Here is a 19816-nt window from a genome sequence, read left to right on the forward strand (position 1 = left end):
TGAGGCCAACTGGGTCCAGACAGTTCCCGGCAAGGGCTGGAACGTCCTTCTTCGCCTCTATGGCCCGCTGGAGTCCTGGTTCGACAAGACCTGGAAGCCGGGCGAGTTCGAACTGGTGCAGCAATAGAGCTGGTTAAAGGCATTCCGCGACAGCCTGTCGAATCCGGTGGCCTCAAACGTTACGGCTGTCGATCATTGTAGCTGGCCGTGTTTGACGGCGGGATAAGCTATTGAACGGATCGGATGGATTTTGCTTTCGGGTCATGGCTTTTCGCAAACCTTCTCTCAGAGAACGGCTGCAATGGGGTCAAACCCGGGCATCCTGCCGTCGTTGCGGGCGTTTTAGCGAACGTAGTCAGATACCAAGACATCGACCCTTAGGTGGCGTTCGTATGAGATGCCAACGGCCATTTTAGCGTCGCGGACTGAACGGTCCGCAGTGCGCTGGGCCAGTACTACCCCGTAGGTTACAGTTAGTTACGTTCCCTGACGTGAGCCGATCGGCCAAGGTCACTCACAGCCGTCATATCCCATCGCCCCGCAAGAGGACAGCAGCCTCTGGAGCAAATGGTGCCCGTAGCCAAAGAACAATTCAGCCTGCACACAAGGGGAATAGCAATGCGAAAATACATGACACGCATCGCGGCAACGTCAGTAGCACTTTCGACTGCGATGGCAGCCTACGCACAAGATCAAAACCCCCTTCCCAAGGCCAGCGATGTGCTTGTCCGATATGGGGACGACGTCGAGGGCTGGACCGTCTATGCCAATCAAACCCGCGGTGATTGCTTGATCGTGCACTCAGATGGCCCAAGTTCGGTGCAAATGGGCGTTACCGCAAATCGGGAGGTCGGGTATCTTGGCGTGTTCACGAAGGAGGATATCGGCCTTCAGAACGGGACCAAGTCGGACATCTTCGTCTCCATTGACGGCAATCTCTATCGTGGTGTGGCCACTAGCACGAGCGGCGAACTCAAGGGTGGATACTCTGGCGGCTACATCTTGACAGATGACCCGAAGTTCAAGCGCGACGTAGCGAAGAAATATAAAATGACCGTGTTTCCGGAAACCAAGGGGGCCTTTGTCGTCGATCTGAAGGGGACCTACAAGGCAATGGCAATGGGCCGCAAGTGCCTCACGCAGTGACTCCGGCGAGCAAGGTCTATAGCGAGGTTTTTGAAAAATAACGACTTTTATGGAAGTCAGTTGGCGGAGAGAGCGTCCTCCATACTTATGTCCTCCATCGTCTTCTGATGTCCACCAACCTATTGTAAATAGGTGATTTTCTTTGACCAACTGTCGTCCATTGACGTGACGCCAGAATACTCCATAAGTACTACGCCTTCTGGATCCACCGCAGGACATTGTCCTCTATATCCACTAACCTTTCCACGCATTATAGTGCTCTAAACGCACGCGATCATGGTGTGCGGGTTGGGAGGACTATTTCATGGCAAAGCCAGTGTTAGTACCAGTCGGCCCGGATTTCTCGCTGTCGGCGGCAAGTGTCGACCTGAACCTGAAAGCACACAGAGTCCAACTCGAAGAGAACGTCCCGCCGAGCGCGACAGTCACCGACGAGGGCGCTTATTTCGCCGGCGGGACCGCGGTGACAACAGATTTCACGTACACCGGTATCTGGTTCGGTTCGAACTTCTCAGACCGAATGATCGGTGACGACTTCGGCAACCTTTTTTTCAGTGGCCTCGGCAACGATTTCCTGCACGGCGGGGCCGGGGATGACTCCCTCAGCGGCGGTCTCGGCGACGACACCATCAACGGCGGTGACGGCAACGACACTATCAGTGGCAGTGACGGTAATGACATCTTGAACGGTGGGGCTGGCGATGACTCCATCAGCAGCAGCGATGACAGCGGAGGTCACTCCTCTCCCGGTGACGATACCGTCAACGGCGGGGCCGGGAACGACACTATCAGGGACGGTCGTGGGAACGGCATCCTCAACGGTGGGGCCGGGAACGACATCATCGGCGGCGGCGAGGGTAACGACACCATCTACGGCGGTGCCGGCAACGACACCATTCGCGGCGACGGCGGCAGACCCCTCAATAGTAACGGCACCGACATCATTCACGGCGGTGCCGGTGACGACATCATCTACGGTGATGAATTCCTTCCATCCGGCCGGGATAACATCCTATTCGGCGACAAAGGCAACGACACCATATTCGGTTACCTCGGGAACGACACCATCGACGGCGGTGCCGGCAACGATATCATCGACGGGGGTGATCCCGTCTTCGGAGATTCCGGGAGTGATACCTTGACAGGAGGAGGCGGCAACGACACCTTCATCTTCCACGACTGGGTAAAGGACACGATAACAGATTTCAAGCACGGCCAAGACAAGTTCGACCTAAGGGACACCCACGCCACCTCGTTTCTGCAAGGTGTCGATTTCAACTCAGCACAGTCGGCTCTCGATTACCTCGACGCCAACGAAATATCCGCCGAGGGCATGGTAGTAAAGGTCATCGACGGTTCTGCCGGAACCCTCATCGGTTTCAGCGACGACGCCGGCACAATCGACCTCGACGTGTCAGTGGGTGCGAAGGCAGCAGCTCTCATAACCGATTCAGACTTCATCTTCTAACCCAGAGTGAGGGTGGCGCACAGGTCGCCCCTCACACCTGAGATACACGGAAATGCGGACAGAGCTAGGGAGTGCGCGGCTTAGGGGACGCCCAAACCGGTATCAGAGCCAACCTGACCGCTCCACACACCTCGGCTTCCCCGGGCGGCGGTAACACAGACGGCTTCCAAGTCTCCGACGGGCTCGGCGCCACAACCGCCTGAGCATACGCTCCGCTGAAAGCTTCACGGCTCCCGGAACTGAAGCAAGACCATGCCCAGCTATTCGAAGCGGCGAGCGCGGGCGATTGCTGCAGCGCGTCGGCATCCTTATTTTTTAGAAAAATTTTTGATCACCCTTTGCAGAGGTTAGTCTGCATCTTTGCTAGAAGCCGACCGGTCTACCGCGGGGGTGGTGGGTAGGTTCCACAGGCTTCGCAGGCAATCGAAGGGCAGGTACCTGCTCGGAGGGGCATAGTGGGGAAGGAAATGGGGAAAGATTACAACCAAGCCGTAAAGCCAAACGTTTTCAGCTGGATAGGACGATAGTTGGCGGAGAGAGCGTCTTTCGATTTCACGCCTATACCATTGAAAATATTGACCTATTCGCGCTGTTTGTTACACAGTTTGTTACACGGCTACAACGACGATTTTAAGCTCTCTGCTTCTGAGCTCGCCCGCACAATCCATCCGACCTGATGGACAACCGGCGGCTTGTAGACGCTTCCGCGTATGTACCTTGTGGACTGGGTCACCCGAGTTTCTGTTGCGGCGGGAAGCACACGTCAAAACCCGAGTGGTCGTCGTGCAGAAGGAAGAGCTTCGTGGTGTATGGCGTGATGACATGAAGCACGTGGCGGCGATGGCCGCCGCCACATGGCGTTCGGGCGGGGCTCGAAAGAGCGCACGAAGACGCGGGATAATGATCCTGGCCGAGGAAGCTAGGTTCATCTGGCCCACGATGGCAAATCTATCCTAGTGGAAGTCAATCTTTTTTGGCAGTTGCGCGGTGTGGCTTTTCAGACTGATCAGCGCAGGCGTGTCGATTTTCGACGCTATGCGCCGGGCGAGTTCCCGCAATTCGAAAAAGCCGTCAATACTCATCAGGCTCAACGGTGTGCCTGACGAAGTGTCCCACCGCAAAGGTTCTTTGTCATGCCTGTACGAAGATCCGTTCATCTCGCAAATGGCGTCATAAATCGCCTGTGCGATCGACATTTCGGCACGGATACGCTCTGCGTCTTTTTGGCTATTCACGAGAATTTTTCCCCCAAACCCGCGATCCCCCTTAGCCGGTTTAATTGGGCACCGCTAGATCACGCGGATGTGACACGTCGGATAAAATCGATTGATATGGCGGGAGCCACGCCAGGCTCGCGGCGTTGAATGGGCACTACCCGGCATATCGCGCGCTTCTGGGGAATAGCGAAGTCGCGCGTAAAGCGAGATTCGAAGACCAAGCCGGCAAGAGCCAACGGCGAGGCGCTCGCTGCCAGTGTCGCACGCGCTTTCTGGCCATGTTGGGGTTCCCAATATCCCCCACTCTGCGAAACGTGCAGACATCCCGCCTTCTCAGAAGCCCAACTCCGCCGCGGGGATACGAAAAGTCATAGAGGAAGCCCTGCGATCGGCAGGCTTGATGCACTAACGTCTCTCCGAAACAACACCACTTTCAGGACCTCCGCACTGTCAGGTCGCGCACATCGCCGACCCTTACACCGGCGTCGCCCGCAAAGAACCTCCTCGTCCTGGTTACAGCAAGTTCAATTCATCAGTCTGGTAGCAGAATTCGTTGTCAATAAGTCACTTGCGCCAGCAAGATAAATTGAGCCATTGCCGTTCATCTCGATCAGGTTGACGACAAAGATGCGAGGCTTACTGTCGGTCGACAATCCACCGCCACCTATAAGAAAAAGCTTTTGTGACGGCAGATAGATTATGCCGCCTAGATCTGTATCGCCTCCGCCAATGAGCGTCGAGGTTCTCTCCACGCTTTGGGGTTTTTGAGCTAGCGCGATCCCCATCCACGGGCCGCTGATCGGCGCCGTCAGGCGTAGCTTGGCGCCGGCCTGCATTGTGGTGGTTGCCTGATCATCGAGTAGAACGATGGTGGTACCTTCAGCTGCATTGAGAACCGCGCCGGAGGAGAGCACCCTCCCGTCCTGATTACATATGTTCCCGCGGCAAGATTGACCACCGCTCCGACCGATAGAGTGAGGGCCTCCACAAAGAGTGCCGGGAGTCAGATTTGCGGTGCCGTTTTTGACCACCAGATTATTGTAGGTGCAGACATTGTCTGTTGGCCAGACCAGTCGGGAAATAATGGGATCAGCCAGCTCTTTCTGATTGAAAAGCGGTTGAGGGTTGAAGCCGGGAGACGGCCCGGAGGGGCCGACGACTGACGTTACCAATGTCCTGACCGAGGATGCGCCATTCGTGGCCAGCGCAGACCCCGATCTTGAATTCACCTGCGCAACGCACTTCTGGCCATTTATCGATTGAAGTCCCCGAATTCGACCATGCTTTCGAGGCGGACTGATCTAACACGAGGAGACAGACAGGGTATCGAGGATAGGCCGTCGCGGTTGCGCTTCGGCTGATATCAAGTTTGTTGACGCCTAGGACTGCCGAAAAGGCCAATTCCTGCGGTTGGTGCAATACAACCGTCACGATTGTGGGATTGGTCGATCCAACCGTCTGGTGGGCGTCACCACTATAGGGACTTCGCGTGGCCACAAAGGTGGGGCTGGCGAAAGTATCAACGTTCGCCTGACGCTCCTCCGACGTCATGTCGCTGCTGTTTGAGTATGCCACGGCCAACTGAAGGGCCGTGGCGTCAGCTCCCTCCTGCAACTGTTGAGCGGTTCGGCTCACACGCGCAAAGTCTATCGCCACTCCGACGCCCAAAAGCAGGACTGGCAAGACCAACGCAAACACCACGGCGAGGTTGCCGCGTTCTGCACGCCAAAATCGTTCGGTCAGGTCGTTTACCCGCATAACACCCCCCTTTTAGCTTAACCTAATGTAGAGACTGCCTGTTGAGCGTTCGTTCCTTGAGCCGGTAAAGTTGTCTCAATCACGACCAGTTTTTACGGAGGCAGCACCGGATGCTGGCTTCCAGCTTGTCCGGCAAGCGAACAGGAATTCGGGAGCAGGGTATGCGGCGATACACGTCATATTCCAGGGCTGATATTGGTGGCCCGCCCTATCGTGCGATTAAGAGACGAGGGTTGCTTCTATATTCGACAGATTGAAGGCAAGCGCTTGGCGAGCTCTCCACTTCGCCGGCACGTTGCCATCATTCGCGGGGTCATGCTTCTCTTCGGAATTGGCGCTCGGGCCCTCCCTTGGTGGGGATCAGAAGAATGCGGCCAGGCAGCACCGCATGGCCGGCTTCAAAGGCCCGCAGCGGACGAGGAGACAATCGAGAAGGTCGAAGAGGCTATCGCCAGACTGTCTGCGTCCCTCTCGGAAGCATCCGGCGAGCGCGCATCCCTGCAGGCCGAACGCGTGGAGGCCACTGAAGCGCTGCAGCGTTCGGAGTCCCAGATCATCGCGGCGAACGAACTTCTGGCCCGCTACCGGCTGCTCGACAGCCGATATAGCTCCGATCTGCAGAGGCTCGACTTTGTGACGGAAGGCGCACACTTCTTCGGCGGCCTGCAGGCCGTGACCTGTCCACTATGCGAGCAGCCCATGACAGGCGATCATGCGCATCCTGCGGCCTCGTCCATCTCGGCCGTCTACGAATCTGCGCGGATCGTGTCCCAGGGAGTGGTGTAGCTGACGGCTTGGTCGCCGCGCTCTCCGGCATGGGGCCGGGCTGATCAGCGTGCCACGGCTGGCAGGCTGATGAGAGGATCATCGCTCATTTGGCTGATGGTTTCCAGCGTCATGTATCTGGCGCGCTGCACGGCCCATTCGTCGTTCTGTTCGAGCAAGATCGCGCCGACCAGGCGGACGATGGCGTCATCATTTGGGAAGATGCCGATGACCTCGGTGCGCCGCTTGATCTCGCCGTTGAGGCGTTCGATCGGGTTGGTCGAGTGCAGCTTGGCGCGGTGCTCCTTGGGGAAAGTCATGTAGGCAAGCACGTCGGGCTCGGCATCGTCCATGATTGTCGCCAGCTTCGGCACCTTCGGCCGGATCTGGTCGGCGACGGCGCGCCATTGCGTGCTTGCGGCCTCGGGCGTTTCCTGGGCGAAGGCGGTGGCGATGAAAGCGGAGACGACGCGGCGCCCGCTCTTGCCGGCATGGGCCAGCACGTTCCTCATGAAGTGGACGCGGCACCTCTGCCATGTCGCGCACAGCACCTTGGTGACGGCCGCCTTGATGCCTTCATGGGCATCGGAGACGACGAGCTTGACGCCGCGCAGACCGCGGCGGGTCAGCTTGCGCAAGAACTCCGTCCAGATCGGCTCGGCCTCAGACGTGCCGACCTGCCGTTTTCAACTTTCAGCCGGGGCCAGGCGGCGGCGAGCATGCCGCTGGTGATGGAGCCGCCGGAGACGCTGGAGAAGCGGATGATTTTGGTGAGATAGCCAAGCTCGTTCAGCCGCATCAGCGCCGCAACGGTAGAGCGTCGCCCGGAAGCCGCCGCCCGAAAGCGCTAGCGCGGGGCTGTTCCAGTTTTCCGGTTTCACCTTCTTCGCCATTCGTTCAAGCTCATCGTTTGTTGGTCAGGCTTCAACAGCCGTCGCATTGGCGTTCAGGGCCGCCGCGTCGGCTGCCATTCGCAGCCCTCACACCTGAATGCGGTAGTCGAAATACAGTTTAGTCTCGGTTAGGCGCTGCTCGAAGGTGGTCCAGTCGGCCTCGACCGCGTCATCCGGCTTCATTGCGGCAAAGGCGGTGTCGGTCTGAAACACGCGGCCGGAGGCCTTCTTTAAAAGTTCATCCTTGATCGCCTTCAGCGGATGATCCCAGCCCTTCTGGGTTTCCGCCCAAGCGCGCACCGCGGTGATCATAGCGGTAAACTCACCGGCGGCGTCGCCGGTCGCCATCCAAGACAGATTGGCCCATTCGTCGCTGATCTTGCCATTCAGCGTGGCGTTGTGGCTGCAATGGTGCCCGACCTTGTAGAGCACGGCCCGCGACAGCAGGTCCTTCGTCGTTATGACGTCATTGCCGTCGCGCCAGTTCTTCCGCCCCCATGACAGCCAGTTGCCGCGCTGCGCGTCGGCGGCGAACAGCAGAACCTTGCCGCCCTTGCCGAGCTCAAAGGCCAGCACCAGGCTGGCATTGTTGGTGGCGTCGTTCATGTCGAGCGCCAGCTGCTCGGCCGAATATAGCCACTCCTTGTTAATGCGCCGCCACTCGGGCGCAGAAGACGAGGTGGACGGCTCCACACCAGCGCCAACGGGAGCGTCCTGGCCGTAGTTGGTGATGAAGAACGCGCCATGCTGCGGGTCGGCGAATGCCTTATCGGTGTCGAGCCGGTAGCGCTTGGCGAAGGGCGAGTCGCCGCCCGCTGCGCCGCCGGCCACCGCCGCCGCGAAATAGTTGCCAGACGAGGCCAGGCCCACGCCGTGAAATTCTTCCCGGCCTTTCGGGTCGAGACTTTCGAGCAAAGCCTCGTCCCGGGGCGGGCCGAGCGCGAAGGCTCGCAGCGCCTTGGCGCGAGGGACCGCGAGGACCTTCTCATGCGGCCTGAGATACTTTATCCCGCCCTCCTTGCGGGCGAGATCCTTGAACAGCTTCATCGACTGCTTGTTAGCAGAGTTTTCCAGACCGGCCGCGGCTGCTCCGAGCGCCTGCACTGCGTTAACAGCGTTGAACTGCTCGTCCTCGCCGCCGAGTTCGAACTCGATCAGCCGGTCGATCTTCTCGGTGGCGTCGGGATCAACCGCCTCAAGGCGGTTGCGGGCGCCCATAAGCCCGATCAGTTGATCCTTGAATTTTACGCGCAAAGCATTGGCGAGCTCGTCCTCTGGATTCTCTGTCCATGCGAACCAGGTTTCGCTGATGGAAATCCCGGCGAAATTCTTGGCGCTGATGCCGTTGACGTGGTCCTGGTGCTCGTGGGTGATCACCGCGACATCGATATGGCCACCGGTGGCGTCGCGGATGTTCTGGGTGATGTCCTTGACCTTGTTGGGGCCGATGACGACATTGCGAGCCTGTTCTTCCTTGAAATGCACCAGCTTCGACGAGCCGGGCTTGTAGCCGCAGTCGATCAGCACATAGACCGGCTTGTCGGGAGTATCGCCCTCGAAAGCGAGCAGGAAGCAGTCGCCATGGCCGATGCGGTACATGCGCACAATGACCTCGCCCGGTTTGGGCAAGAGCCGCGCCGCAACCTCTCCAACGGCCTCAGCCTTCTTCTTGGTTGTCGTCTTGGCCATGTGTCAGGCCTCCCCGTCGCGATGCAAAAGGGCAAAGGGCTCGCGCGCCTTGAGCAACTGGCGAGCGCTGTCGAAGGCGTTCGCTGGCTCCAGACCGCCGCCCAGATAGCTCCGGATGCGACCGAGTTCCTTGTCGTCGGCGATCGTGCCCGCTGTCTTGATGACCCGGCGTACCGAAAGGTCGGATGGGTTGATGATAAGCGTGCAGCCGGCGCGGTAACTGAAGTCGCCCGGCCTGACGAATTTGGTGTTGCCGCGCCGGTCCATGCGCTTCTGCTCGGCCGCGTCGAAATAGCCATGACGGCGCTGCGTCACCTCGATCAGCAGATTGGTGTCCATTACATCACGAAAGCCGCGCCGCAGCGCCAAGCGCACGGAATGCACCTCCACCGCGACCCGGTTGGGATTGGTTGGCGAGCGAAAGACGGTGGGTGGGGAATCATCTTCCTCCAGCACAAGGCCGAAGCCGCGGGCGAACTGCCGTCCGTCGCCTTCGATCAGCCAGTTCCAGACAATGGCAGCATTGGTGTCGATCTCCGCCCAGGCCTCGTAGCGGTCAAGTTCGACACTTGCCTGACCGAGCTTGCGGGCTGTGCGCGCGGATTGCCGTTTAGGGCTCAACTGGTCCGGCCCGGCCGTCGATTCCTGGTCGTTGAGCAGCGATAGAACTGCCTGCGTCTCCGCACGCTGGTAGTCCTCGACGGCGAGTTCATCCATCGCCGCAGCCTGACCGGGCACTGCGGCCGGCGGACTGTCACGCTCTGGCATTTCGGCGAAGGCCGTCTCGCCGGTCGGCCAGAACAGCGTATCGACCGATGTGCTGCGCGCACCATGGGCGTGAATGCCCCACTGCCGGAAGCTTTCCACGAAGGCCAAGCGGTAACCGGCGGAATCGTCGGGATTGAGGTCGTAGTCGGCGGTGATCACGCCACGCAGATAATCGCTGAATGTTACCCCCACCGGCGGACAATAATCGATGCCGCGGATGCACATCTGAAGCACGTAGCTCGCCGTGCGTGCGGCCTCATCGGCCAGCCGCCGGGTCAGGTCCGGGTGGATATCGCCCTCCCGAAGCACGCCGGTACCGTCGGTGGCGATGCGGTAAAGGTCCAGCGTGCGGCTGCGATAGACCTTGAGGAAGGCGCCGAACACCGCTGCGACAAGAATGGCGCCGCGTGCGTGCGGCTCGGCGGTGCGCTCGAGGATGCGAACGTCGGGCTCCTTGGGCTTCCATTTGCCGGTCTTGGGGTCGATGTCCCCGAGCGCGTCGCGCAGCGCATTGCCGCGCCCGCTGGCGCGGCCGAACTGCTGCGCCAACTGGCCGAGCAGGTTCTCGTTGGCGAGGTTGCCTCGGGTGCGCGAAATCTGGTCGCGCAGCACTCCGGGATAGGAAAAGTGCTGGAAAAGCGCAACGATGTCGGCAAAGGCCTCGTGGAAGGCCAGGACGTCCTGATTGATCGGCTCGTTGAAGCGTGGATGCACGCCGTCGAGCAGCGCATGCGTGGTCTCGTGGGCGATGATGTCGTGCGACAGGCAGGTGAAAACCAGCGTGCCTGGGGTGTTGTTCGCGTCCTTGATACCGACCGGAAAATAGCCGAACAGCAGCGCCTTCTTTTCCGGGCTGTAGAAGGCATTTCGGTCGCGCAAGGCGTGCGGATAGATGCGCAGCCGGCGTACGAAACTTTCTTCAGGGCTGCCCTTGTCGTGGTGCGACGACCAAAGGGCTACACGCCCCAGCGCCCGCTCGAAATGGACGATGGTGGCCATCGCGACGGCGTAGACCATCTGCTGATGGAATTGCGGGTTGGTCTCGGACGGGGGCAACCCCTGCTGCGCGAGCACGCGCGGATCGTTGAGGTCCACCGGACGATAGAAGGCACCGCTCGCCGGATCGGCATCGATGACCTCGATGTAATCGCCAACCGGTCCGGGCTGCAGATTGCGCTCCCAGGGCACGTCGATCGTCATCTCGCTGATGCCGGCCATATCGAACTGCGCCGCCACACTGGGGTCGAAGGCGAAGACGCGCAGCTTGCGCGAGAGCGGTTCAGGGATGAGGTTGCTGCCGGCCGACGTGCTTGCCACTCTCGTCTCCCCAGGAAATATCCAAACATCAAATGGGATTCGGCTACTCCAGACAAGTCAACAGGGCATCACGCGTCGAGCATGCGACCATCGACCTGAGGACAGGCCAGGACGTAATGTCTTTCGTAGCTCCAAAACGGCCGCAACCACTCAGCCGAAAGCTACATCTTGGCAATGTACTTCAATCGAACTATTACGCATGCACTCGCATAAAGTAAACATCAGTTTACGACACGCCGGCGAATACACCTCACAAAATACGGATAACTGCAAGTCGCCCTCGTTTCGGAAGGGTAGCAGGCAACCTGGTTCGATCCGGAACTGATGATCCCGATGCTGATCGTCGGCTACTGCTTCGGTATCCGCCCCGAGCGCCGCCTCTGCGAAGAAGTGCATCTCAATCTTGTCTATCGCTGGTCTTGCCGGCTTGGCCTGGAGGGTGATGTCCCGGACCATTCCACTTTCTCCAAGAACCGGCACGGCCGCCTTCGGGATAGCGATCTGCTACGCGAATTGTTCGAGACTACGGTGCGCCGCTGCATCGACGAAGGTCTCGTCGGCAACGAGGGCCCCGCCGTCGATGCCAGCCTCATCAGAGCAGACGCGAACACGCAGCGTTCAGCCGAGGGAGCGGAGCAGGTCGACTGGGAGATGATGGTGGCAACACGCCGGTCGGGGAAGGCCCACCATAGCCGGGAGAACCCTCGTCTAAGGCTCATGCCGTGAACTCCCGCTCAGAGAAAGCTAGCCCAATGGCTCTCGGCCACAATCGAGATCGGCAATCCCTGGTCGCGCCAGTCGGTCGCCTTGACGATCTTGTCGCCAAATGACGAATGTTTCCACGATTCGGTGGCATAGGCCCCTATCACCAGAACCTCTGTCTTCTGGCTCAGACCTCCCGCGAAGCCACCACGATCTGCAATGGCCTGTTCGCAGTATTTTCGCTGACCGAAATTGAATGTGCCTGTGAAGCAGTATAGCCGGCCGGCGAAGGTCAAAGTTGGGGCCGGCCTGCAGAGTGGCAGCGTTGTCGGCTTTAGCACTTCCCCAAGTTCGAAATCACGATTCGAAAAGCTGTTTAGCGTGTCCAGAAGTTCGGCGTGTTCATCCGAATCGAGCATGCCATCTGCGAGGATATCGTTGATGCGCCGATACAAGGTTCGGATGAGTGGCTGATTGCTGATCTCCGCATTCGCCGCCAACCATTTTTGAAGGAATTCGACCTCGGCCTTGTTGATGGTTCCATCCGCGGCCAGCCCGCGCGCAAGTCCGATGAGTTCGTCGACTTGACGCGATGAGATGCGATCACCGCCAACGCGATTGTAAAATTTGTCGTCCACTAAGACCTCCCTCTTTCAAGAAATTCAGTCCTCATGCGTACTTTGCAGGCCAACGCCAATCCGTTTGCGCCTTGCCGTAGCAGTTGCCATAGTCGACGAACTGCCCGCTAGAGATGTCGCGGCATGCCCAAACCAATTGGCCGTACTGGTTGTAGAATTCATCCCAATCGGCGCCCTGATAATAGTTCGGCCTGCCATATCCGCCGCCGCCGCAGTTGTTGTTCGAGCAAGCCGCGATGGCGGCGCCTACCGCAGCGATCGCCACGCCCGTGGCGATCGCCTGGTTCTGCTTTCTGATCATGTCGGCGCATTGCTGTGGCGTCACCGACCGCCGAGCAAGCTCCGTGTAGAGACCGTCACGGAAGCCTTGACTACTCGCCGAGGCATATGATCTGCAAAGCGCGGACTTGCTCACTGCCTGGGGGTTCTTGTTCAGCGCCTCTTGGGACGTTGTGCATGATGCGCTTGCAAGCGCAAAAACTGCCGCGGCCGAAGCTGCGGCACGCCGGCCGATTTCCATTTAACCCCCCACCCAAATTGTTCAGGCGACCAAAATTCCACGGCCGTTTGTCGTTCTCTAACAGAGCGTTTCGCATGCAACGCCGTCGCCATCACGATCCAACTTGCGGCCCCATGGGCAATTGCTGAGATACCATTGGGCTTCGTCGCAGGAGCCGATTTGCGAGCAAGTCCGCCGCGGCTGACATGAGTAGCTTTGCGCTACCTGCCGGCGGCTGATGATGCCGAGAGGTTGACTGACGGCTGGCTGCTGACTGTCCGCATGCTCAGCACGCCAATCCCATGGCTTCTGAAACGTTCCGACCCACAGGCCGACCTTCGCCTTCTCGGCTTTGGTCTGCTGCGCTGCATACGCGCCGTGGCTGTAGCGAAACCAGTCGAGCGCCTGGCCGTGCTCGACCATCCAGGCGGCGACACCGGCGCTGTCGGCGCGCCGGCAGTCGCCGACAAAACGGCCGTAACGGTCCCAGGTGACGAAGCTGCAATGCACTGGCCTTGAGGCCGCCAGGAACTCATCCAGTGCTTCGGCGGCTTGGCGCCCGCAGGCATATTCGAAGCCCTTGGCGTCGTCGCAATACTGCCGGCTTTCTGGCGCGTCGATTCCGTTAAAGCGGATCCGCTGTCCGTGAATTTCGATCGTGTCGCCATCTATCACCGACGCAACACCGGCGATCGGCGCCGGGCTCGTGTTGGTCCAGTTCGCCAGATTGAGCTCAGGCATGCCGTCAAAGTGCTGCATGACGAACTGCGTTGCATAGGCCGCCATCGCAGCCACGGTTACGATGACCAGTCGCTTTGGAATGCCGGCCAATTGGTGCACACGCCGCAGCTTGGCGCCACTCCGTTTGCGCCATTGGGCAGATCGATTGTCGTAGCGAGAGCTGTCCAACGTCCGTCGCCCCTACTCGCACCCGACGCCGTGGTGATCGCGGTCCAGCTTGTTGGGATCACCGTTGGTGATCTTCACCGGACCAACCACGACGGGAGTATTCCCCCTGCCGCCTGCGCAATCCAAATCGCCGCCGCCCGCCCGTGACGATTGCGAGGGCGCTGCCGACACCCCTCGATATCTATTGACGACTGCGGCAGCGTGCACGCCGTCGCCCTCGATATGCGTGTTCTGACTGTTCGGATTGACCGGATCGGCCGTTAGGAGAAGCAGATTTATATGGCCGCCGTCGCCAGCCGCGAGTGTCACTGACTCGTAATGGTTCAAGTAGTCGGCTACGAAGCCCGAGAAGAGCACAGCGCACAACACGCACGAAAATTCGCGCACGCCCATGAATGAATTTCCCCAACCCAGGCAAGATCATGCGCCATTTGTCTTTTGTTGTCGAATCCAGATGAGGTTCGACCTACCGCGTCGTCTACAGTTGATAGATCAGCAAAGTATCGGCGTCGGGGAGGAATACATGCGTGGTGCGCTCGTCGTTGGTTCCGTTCTTTCGTTGATCCTATCATCGGCTCCTGCGCTGGCCTAGTGGGACGGCGGGCACATGCAGGTCGCCGCCGTGGCTTACTCGATACTGACGCCGCAGAACCGGAGTATCCGAGTTGGATCGCTGGCGTGCCCAATGACAAGAAGGCGCAATACGCCTTCGTCCACGCGACCATTTGGGCGGATGACATCAAAGACCCTAACTGCGGGTGGCTTTAACGCCCGACGTCACGCCCCTGAACGGAGAGGATGATGTCACGTTGTCAAGCATGGCACACATCTTGTTCGGACCATCAAAATTGAAGCCTAGACATCTCTGATCAGCGGCGCAGGCCAGTATGCAGTCGGCATAGCTGCTCCGCACATTCGCGTAAGCGCCCCCGACGACCACTGTGTCCTTGGCGAAAACGAGGCTGGAGTACTGGAGATTCGCCTGGATGGCCCCCTTCGCCGCCATCACTGCGTCAGGACTCCTAACCAGAATCGAACCATTGTCTTTCATGAAACAGGCGGCGTGCTTCTTATCGTAGGTGAGTGCTAAGCAGCGCTGATCTGCTTCGCATTGGGCCCGACACTGTTCAAGCGAGACATTCCAAGCGGGCATACCCGGCAAATCGTTACCGATCGCGTCCCATCCGTCCTGCACAGACAGTTCTTGGGTCGCGGCAGCTGCTTCTTTCCGCTCAAGGTCCATGTCGAAATCGCTTGGCGCGAAACTGGCCTCGTCGAGCCACAGGCAATGGCTGGCGAGTTCTCGCGCCGAATTGTCGTCAAGGCCCACCGACGCAAGTGTCTCGATTGATGACACCGGTGCCTGCGGCTTCGATGTAGGTGAGGCTCTGTTGGCAAGACTTACCTGAACCTCGACTCCGGTGTTTGCCAGCCTCCGCGTGTAGCACCAAGCGCTGTCCCAAGTTGGAGCTTTCTCACTGTCAAAATGATGACCGGACTCGAGTTGCCAAGTGCTGCGAGCGTAGGCCACTTGGCGATTGGCGAACTTTACGAAATCGAACGTATCTGGATTGGCTGGGTCTGAGGGCGGCAGCATCGGCTGCTCGATTGGCGGTGACTTCAGCTTGTCTGCCTTTCCCTCCTCGGCGATTGTCTCGCCACCCGGAATTCTGTCTTCTGATTTCTTCGTCTCATTTGGCTGGTTCTCGTTCGGGTTTAACGGTTGATTTTGAGCGACCGGCGGCTCCGGTTGGATCACCGTCGGGTCGCGATCAAAGACCAGCCATATCCCCACCCCGATCCCAATTGCGGCCATTGCGATGGCAGCGCCGCTAGCCATTCGCCGAAATGCGTTGGCACGAGCGATCTGGTCGTGCGCAGCTGCTTCTGCCTGCAGAGTTGGAATAGCCGACCGTTTGATCTGCAGATCGATCGCTTGTTCGAGAAGCTTGGTGTTATGTCGTACGAGCACGTCTACTACCCCGTTTAGCCCCCGGTGTCGGCTCGTCAAAATCTAACTGCAATTCACCTTCTAGGGCCTTCTCCATTCGGTCGTATTGCCCTTTTGCAGAGACCTTCACCAGATCGACTACTTCCGGGGCCAGTTCCCGATCCAATGCCCGGCGTAACGCTTCGGGGTCGTCAGTAAGGATGGGAACATAGAGGATCTCTTTGACGACCTTCTCGACTTCCACGGGAACCTCGACGCGCCTTTCGACTTCTCTGTCGACCGGCACCTGCACGGACACCTTCCGGACACGGCGCCACCGCCAGCGTAGCAACAATCGGCGTAGCAAACGCGAGAGTTTGCTATCACGTTGAACTTCGGGCTGTGCGCCGATGCGTTGTAGGGCCAGCGCAACCATCGCCGTGATCGGCCCCGCCAATGCGGCGATGAATGCAAGCGAGGCGAACCAGATCGTCGATACCGTGCCGGCCTGAGGGTCTGTAACGTCTTCCGGCTTCACGCCATACCAGCGAGCTGCCAGCCTACGGATCTGATCGTTGCGAGCGATCGGGAGGCGCTCTGTTTCCAGGCGGTTCAGTTCCGTCGCGATGGCTTCTTGCCGCTGCTGGTTTTTGGCGAGCGTCTCTGACTTGCGTGTCGCGGCTTCCTGGGCGGCCGCTAGCGCAGTACGCGCCTCGTCAAGCTTACCATCCCAATCGGCAGCCGTGCCATCGTAGAGTTTCTCCAGATCGTTGCGCCTAGCCTCAAGGCGCTGCTTATCTTGGGGGGTCATCGGAGGACTATCTTTTCGCAGCCTCTCATATTCTGCGCGGGCCGCGGCGACTGCGGGCTCCAATTCGGCCAATTTCGGCGCGAATTCGGCCTCCTTCTTAGGCCGCGGGTTAGTTAGCTTGTTCAGCCCTTCTTCGTTGCGCTGTACTGATGCAAGGTCGCCTGTTTCGCGTGCGCTCTTTATACGATCAACGTAGCTATCCCGCTGTCGCTCGAACTGCTCCACGGCGTCCTTGATCTCTCGATCGCGCCGTTCCACCAGCGCGCTCAGCGCTGCTTGTTTCTCCTCAAGGTAATCTTTGGCTCGAGCCGCCGCCGGCGAAAGGGTAGTTGCCGCCTGCAGCTCTTCGTCAACCTCTGTTATCCGTGCACGCAATTTGTTGCGCTCGGTGTCCGCCAATCCACTGAGCTGCTCCAGATCGCTTCTAGCCTTGGCCTCGTCGTCAGTGTTTCGCAAGCTCTCGCCTGTCGTCTTGAGAGTCTCGAGCTCTTGCTGGAGTGCCTTAGTTTGGTTGGCGAAGTTGGCATACTGCACCTCGCGCATCGTGCTGGCACGCTCCAATCCGAGAAGGACTGTCTCAAAAGTGATGCCGGCTAATACGAGTAGAAACGCCAGGATAACAGGTTTCCAAAACCACGAGGCGCCGAACAGAAGCGTGGCGATTGGGATTTTCGTCAGCTCAGCAATCGCAATCATAAAGAAAGGGGCACTTGCAAGGACAAGGTCCATTGAGTCCGCCGCCTCATTGGCAACAAAGCCGCGGTAACTCAGGGCGACGCCGGTCGCTAGACCGATGATCGCCGCAACGATTTCAAGTGCCCACGCACCGCGATACGTCCACTGGCCATAGCTCGCCAGTTTCTGGCTCATTGCCGTGTGCATTTGCAATCCCCACCCTTTACCCAACCCATCTTGACATGCGACGTTGGCATTTGCAGCAAAATTCACCGCTAGATACAGCGTAACTTGGAACAGGGTGAATAACCGGCGAGCCAGCGACAAAGGCGTTGTTGTGTCTGCTAGACTGATTTGTTTCGAATGGCGCCTGCGGGAGATCGTGAACGCGGCTCTTGCGGCGATGGACGGCGATTTTGCGGTGCTTTATCCGCCCGGGCTCGGCCGCCCGTCGATCGCGCCGGGACGTTTGCTACGTGCGATGCTGTTGCAGGCCTTCTACGGTATTCGCTTGGAACGTCGGGTATTGGAGCGGATGGAATTTGATCTTCTGTTCCGCTGGTTCGTAGGGCTTGGTGTTGACGATCCGGGCTGGGATCATTCGAGCTTCACCAAGAACCGGGATCGGCTGTTGGAAGGTGAGATCGCGGTCAAGTTTCTGCGCGCGGTGCTTGCTCAGCCAAGGGTGTCGTCGGATCATTTCTCGGTGGACGGGACGCTGATCGAGGCCTGGGCTTCGATCAAGAGCTGCCGCCGCAAGGACGGGGATAACGGCCCGGATGGGGCGGGCGTAACGCCGAGCGCGGCTTTCATAAGGAGAAGCGCTCCAACGACACACATCAGAGCACGAGCGATCCGCAGGCGCGGCTTTACAAGGCGACGGGCAGCCGGCGAAGCTCTGTTATCTGGAGCATGCACTGATGGAAAACCGTCATGGGCTTGCGGTTAATGGCGGCATTACCCAGGCCACGGGCACAGCCGAGCGTCATGCCGCTCTCGCCATGTTGGACCGCAGACCGTCGCGGCGGCGCATCACACTGGGCACCGACAAGGCCTATGACGTGCGCCAGTTCATCAAGGGCGAGCGCAAGGTCACGCCGCACATCGCCGTCGACGGCCATCTGAGCAAAACCGGCAAGCCTCGCGCGACGGCGATCGATGACCGCACGAAGCGCCATCCGGGCTATGATGTCAGCCAGCGCAGCCACACGGGACGGCAACAATGTCGCCTTCTCCTGGCAGGGCAATGACGAAATGGACGAAGCCCAAGGCGATGGCTGGCCTGAATCCAACCAGACAGCTCTATCGCCGGACAAATCTGCTTCCATGGCGGCGACGAAGCTGATTTCGTCGCCCGCAAATGGACTTCTTCTTGCGCAAAGCTCAACGCGGCGCCGCAGTCGCGTGTCAGCTTTGGGGAGCGGCAAGCAACTTCGTTGCGCCCAGATGCGTCGCCAACTGAACGGCATCTATCTTGCTCGATCGCTGCAGAACCGGACCGGCTGCTTCCATGAAGGTCCTATGGCGATGGAAGGCGACCAGCGCACTGCCAGAGTAAATCGGGAGTGCCTTATCGACTTCCTGGAAGCCGAAATTCCGGGTGGATATACTACGGGGGTGGTTCCGCTCAGAGGGCGACGCCAAACACCACGGAAATGAACGTGCCGGCTTGAGAAAATCCCAATGCTACGAGTTAGTCGAGAATTCAGTGGATTGCGTTCGTCGTTGGTGGTGGGGCACGTCAAAGTTGCTATGAGTAATTGTAGTTTGGGGACAACGTGCGCGCTTGGAAGATGTAACTTACCTGTGGGTCGCGGAGACCGTTCTTCGGAAACACGGACGCCCCCTGAAGGCGCGTGCGCTTGTAAACTATGGGATTGACGACGGACTCTTTCCGGCAACGGGACTTAGTCGCACTCCTCAGAAGTCGATGCAGGCTCGCTTAAGCATCGACATCCTAAATAACACCACATCGATCTTCGTCAGGACAAGCCGGGGACGGTTCTTTCTCAAAGATTTGCTCCCGTCAAATCGCGCGGACGAACCGACGAAACTGCAGGTCTACACTGCGGAACGACATGCACCGAGGCCTTCCGCTGAGATGGTTATGCGACCAGGTCATGCCATCTGGCCACCGGGACCTGGGCCGTGATCAGGGTGGATTTGCGGCGATAGCGTTCCTCGAAGATTTCGAACAGATGGAAGCGCTGTTGGTCGGTGAGGGAGTGGGTTCCGAAGTCATCCAGGATGAGCAGTTGCGCGCGGGTGAGCTTGTCAATGAGGCGTGGGAAGCGGCCGTCGAGACGGGCGAGCGCCAAATCCTCGAACAGGCGCGGCACGCGCACATAGAGCACGGAATGATCGAGCCGTGCCGCTTGCCGGCCGAAGGCGCAGGCCAGCCACGACTTGCCGGTTCCGGTCTGGCCGGTGACGATCAGGTTCTCATGCTGACGTTGCCCCTTTGGCTTAATCCGATTTGAAGTTCACTCTGGCCCAACGCGAGGACTAGAGCGGTTCACGGCTTGATGGAATCGAAGGGGATTCCAGATTTGTGGGTTTTGTGATTCAAGATGCTGGCTGGAGTGGAGGCCAGCATCTGATGACTCGACCCCTTTCCAATGATCTTCGCGA

Annotated in this window: 16 protein-coding genes and 4 pseudogenes; 7 read left to right on the plus strand and 13 right to left on the minus strand. The window is 59.1% G+C overall.

Annotated features, from left to right (window positions below; all coding sequences use genetic code 11):
* Nucleotides 1-618: 618 nt before the first annotated feature.
* Together EN885_RS32265 and EN885_RS34780 are read left to right on the plus strand one after the other, a co-directional pair.
* Complete coding sequence (locus EN885_RS32265) at nt 619-1146, plus strand: hypothetical protein (protein ID WP_128244305.1); 528 nt, start codon at nt 619-621, stop codon at nt 1144-1146.
* Between the two features lie 304 nt (nt 1147-1450).
* The gene (locus tag EN885_RS34780; protein WP_126104919.1) at nt 1451-2614 is read left to right on the plus strand and encodes a calcium-binding protein; all 1164 of its coding nucleotides are present in this window, start codon (nt 1451-1453) and stop codon (nt 2612-2614) included.
* A 953-nt stretch (nt 2615-3567) separates the two neighbouring features.
* Here the strand turns inward: EN885_RS34780 and EN885_RS32275 are convergent.
* From EN885_RS32275 to EN885_RS32285, 3 genes are all read right to left on the minus strand, one after another.
* Nucleotides 3568-3849, minus strand: a complete 282-nt coding sequence (locus tag EN885_RS32275; protein ID WP_128244304.1) for a hypothetical protein — start codon at nt 3847-3849, stop codon at nt 3568-3570.
* A 506-nt stretch (nt 3850-4355) separates the two neighbouring features.
* Nucleotides 4356-4745 (minus strand): hypothetical protein, encoded by a 390-nt coding sequence (locus EN885_RS32280; protein WP_128244303.1) that lies wholly within the window; start codon nt 4743-4745, stop codon nt 4356-4358.
* Nucleotides 4746-4920: 175 nt separating this feature from the next.
* Entirely contained in the window at nt 4921-5589 is a 669-nt protein-coding gene (locus EN885_RS32285) for a pilus assembly protein TadG-related protein (protein WP_128244302.1), read from the minus strand.
* 315 nt (nt 5590-5904) lie between these two features.
* Here EN885_RS32285 and EN885_RS32290 point away from each other — a divergent pair, with 315 nt between their 5' ends.
* Nucleotides 5905-6375, plus strand: coding sequence for a hypothetical protein (locus EN885_RS32290; protein WP_128244301.1), 471 nt, complete (start codon nt 5905-5907; stop codon nt 6373-6375).
* Nucleotides 6376-6419: 44 nt separating this feature from the next.
* Here EN885_RS32290 and EN885_RS32295 read toward each other — a convergent pair.
* The 3 genes and pseudogenes from EN885_RS32295 to EN885_RS32305 all read right to left on the minus strand — a co-directional run.
* Nucleotides 6420-7031: pseudogene (locus EN885_RS32295) on the minus strand (transposase); the annotation flags it as partial.
* A 303-nt stretch (nt 7032-7334) separates the two neighbouring features.
* Nucleotides 7335-8936, minus strand: coding sequence for a hypothetical protein (locus EN885_RS32300; protein ID WP_128244300.1), 1602 nt, complete (start codon nt 8934-8936; stop codon nt 7335-7337).
* Nucleotides 8937-8939: 3 nt separating this feature from the next.
* Nucleotides 8940-11021, minus strand: coding sequence for a hypothetical protein (locus EN885_RS32305; RefSeq protein WP_245493186.1), 2082 nt, complete (start codon nt 11019-11021; stop codon nt 8940-8942).
* A gap of 312 nt (nt 11022-11333) precedes the next feature.
* On the opposite strand from EN885_RS32305, the pseudogene EN885_RS32310 reads away from it, so the two are divergent.
* Nucleotides 11334-11642: pseudogene (locus EN885_RS32310) on the plus strand (transposase); the annotation flags it as partial.
* A 113-nt stretch (nt 11643-11755) separates the two neighbouring features.
* Here EN885_RS32310 and EN885_RS32315 read toward each other — a convergent pair.
* From EN885_RS32315 to EN885_RS32340, 6 genes are all read right to left on the minus strand, one after another.
* Complete coding sequence (locus tag EN885_RS32315; RefSeq protein WP_128244299.1) at nt 11756-12361, minus strand: BRCT domain-containing protein; 606 nt, start codon at nt 12359-12361, stop codon at nt 11756-11758.
* 31 nt (nt 12362-12392) lie between these two features.
* Nucleotides 12393-12662, minus strand: a complete 270-nt coding sequence (locus EN885_RS32320) for a hypothetical protein (RefSeq protein ID WP_128335252.1) — start codon at nt 12660-12662, stop codon at nt 12393-12395.
* 276 nt (nt 12663-12938) lie between these two features.
* Complete coding sequence (locus EN885_RS32325) at nt 12939-13646, minus strand: thermonuclease family protein (RefSeq protein ID WP_245493187.1); 708 nt, start codon at nt 13644-13646, stop codon at nt 12939-12941.
* A 135-nt stretch (nt 13647-13781) separates the two neighbouring features.
* Nucleotides 13782-14162 carry a calcium-binding protein gene (locus tag EN885_RS32330; RefSeq protein WP_128244297.1) on the minus strand — a complete coding sequence of 127 codons (381 nt, stop codon included), beginning with the start codon at nt 14160-14162 and terminating at the stop codon, nt 13782-13784.
* A gap of 355 nt (nt 14163-14517) precedes the next feature.
* Nucleotides 14518-15741 (minus strand): PAN domain-containing protein, encoded by a 1224-nt coding sequence (locus EN885_RS32335; protein ID WP_128244296.1) that lies wholly within the window; start codon nt 15739-15741, stop codon nt 14518-14520.
* Nucleotides 15725-17380, minus strand: a complete 1656-nt coding sequence (locus EN885_RS32340) for an ABC transporter permease (protein WP_128244295.1) — start codon at nt 17378-17380, stop codon at nt 15725-15727. Before EN885_RS32340 ends, EN885_RS32335 begins: the two co-directional genes overlap by 17 nt.
* Nucleotides 17381-17588: 208 nt before the next feature.
* Between EN885_RS32340 and EN885_RS32345 the strand changes: the two are divergent.
* The 3 genes and pseudogenes from EN885_RS32345 to EN885_RS32350 all read left to right on the plus strand — a co-directional run.
* Nucleotides 17589-18387 (plus strand): annotated as a pseudogene (locus EN885_RS32345) (IS5 family transposase); the annotation flags it as partial.
* Nucleotides 18388-18439: 52 nt separating this feature from the next.
* Nucleotides 18440-18844 (plus strand): hypothetical protein, encoded by a 405-nt coding sequence (locus tag EN885_RS33745; RefSeq protein WP_164897962.1) that lies wholly within the window; start codon nt 18440-18442, stop codon nt 18842-18844.
* A 127-nt stretch (nt 18845-18971) separates the two neighbouring features.
* Entirely contained in the window at nt 18972-19337 is a 366-nt protein-coding gene (locus tag EN885_RS32350; protein WP_245493188.1) for a winged helix-turn-helix domain-containing protein, read from the plus strand.
* Here EN885_RS32350 and EN885_RS32355 read toward each other — a convergent pair.
* Nucleotides 19294-19632, minus strand: a pseudogene (locus EN885_RS32355) (ATP-binding protein); the annotation flags it as partial. The gene EN885_RS32350 and the pseudogene EN885_RS32355 overlap by 44 nt on opposite strands.
* Nucleotides 19633-19816 lie beyond the last annotated feature (184 nt).

The sequence above is a fragment of the Mesorhizobium sp. M6A.T.Cr.TU.014.01.1.1 genome, from assembly GCF_004022765.1.
Classification (GTDB): Bacteria; Pseudomonadota; Alphaproteobacteria; order Rhizobiales; family Rhizobiaceae; genus Mesorhizobium; species Mesorhizobium mediterraneum.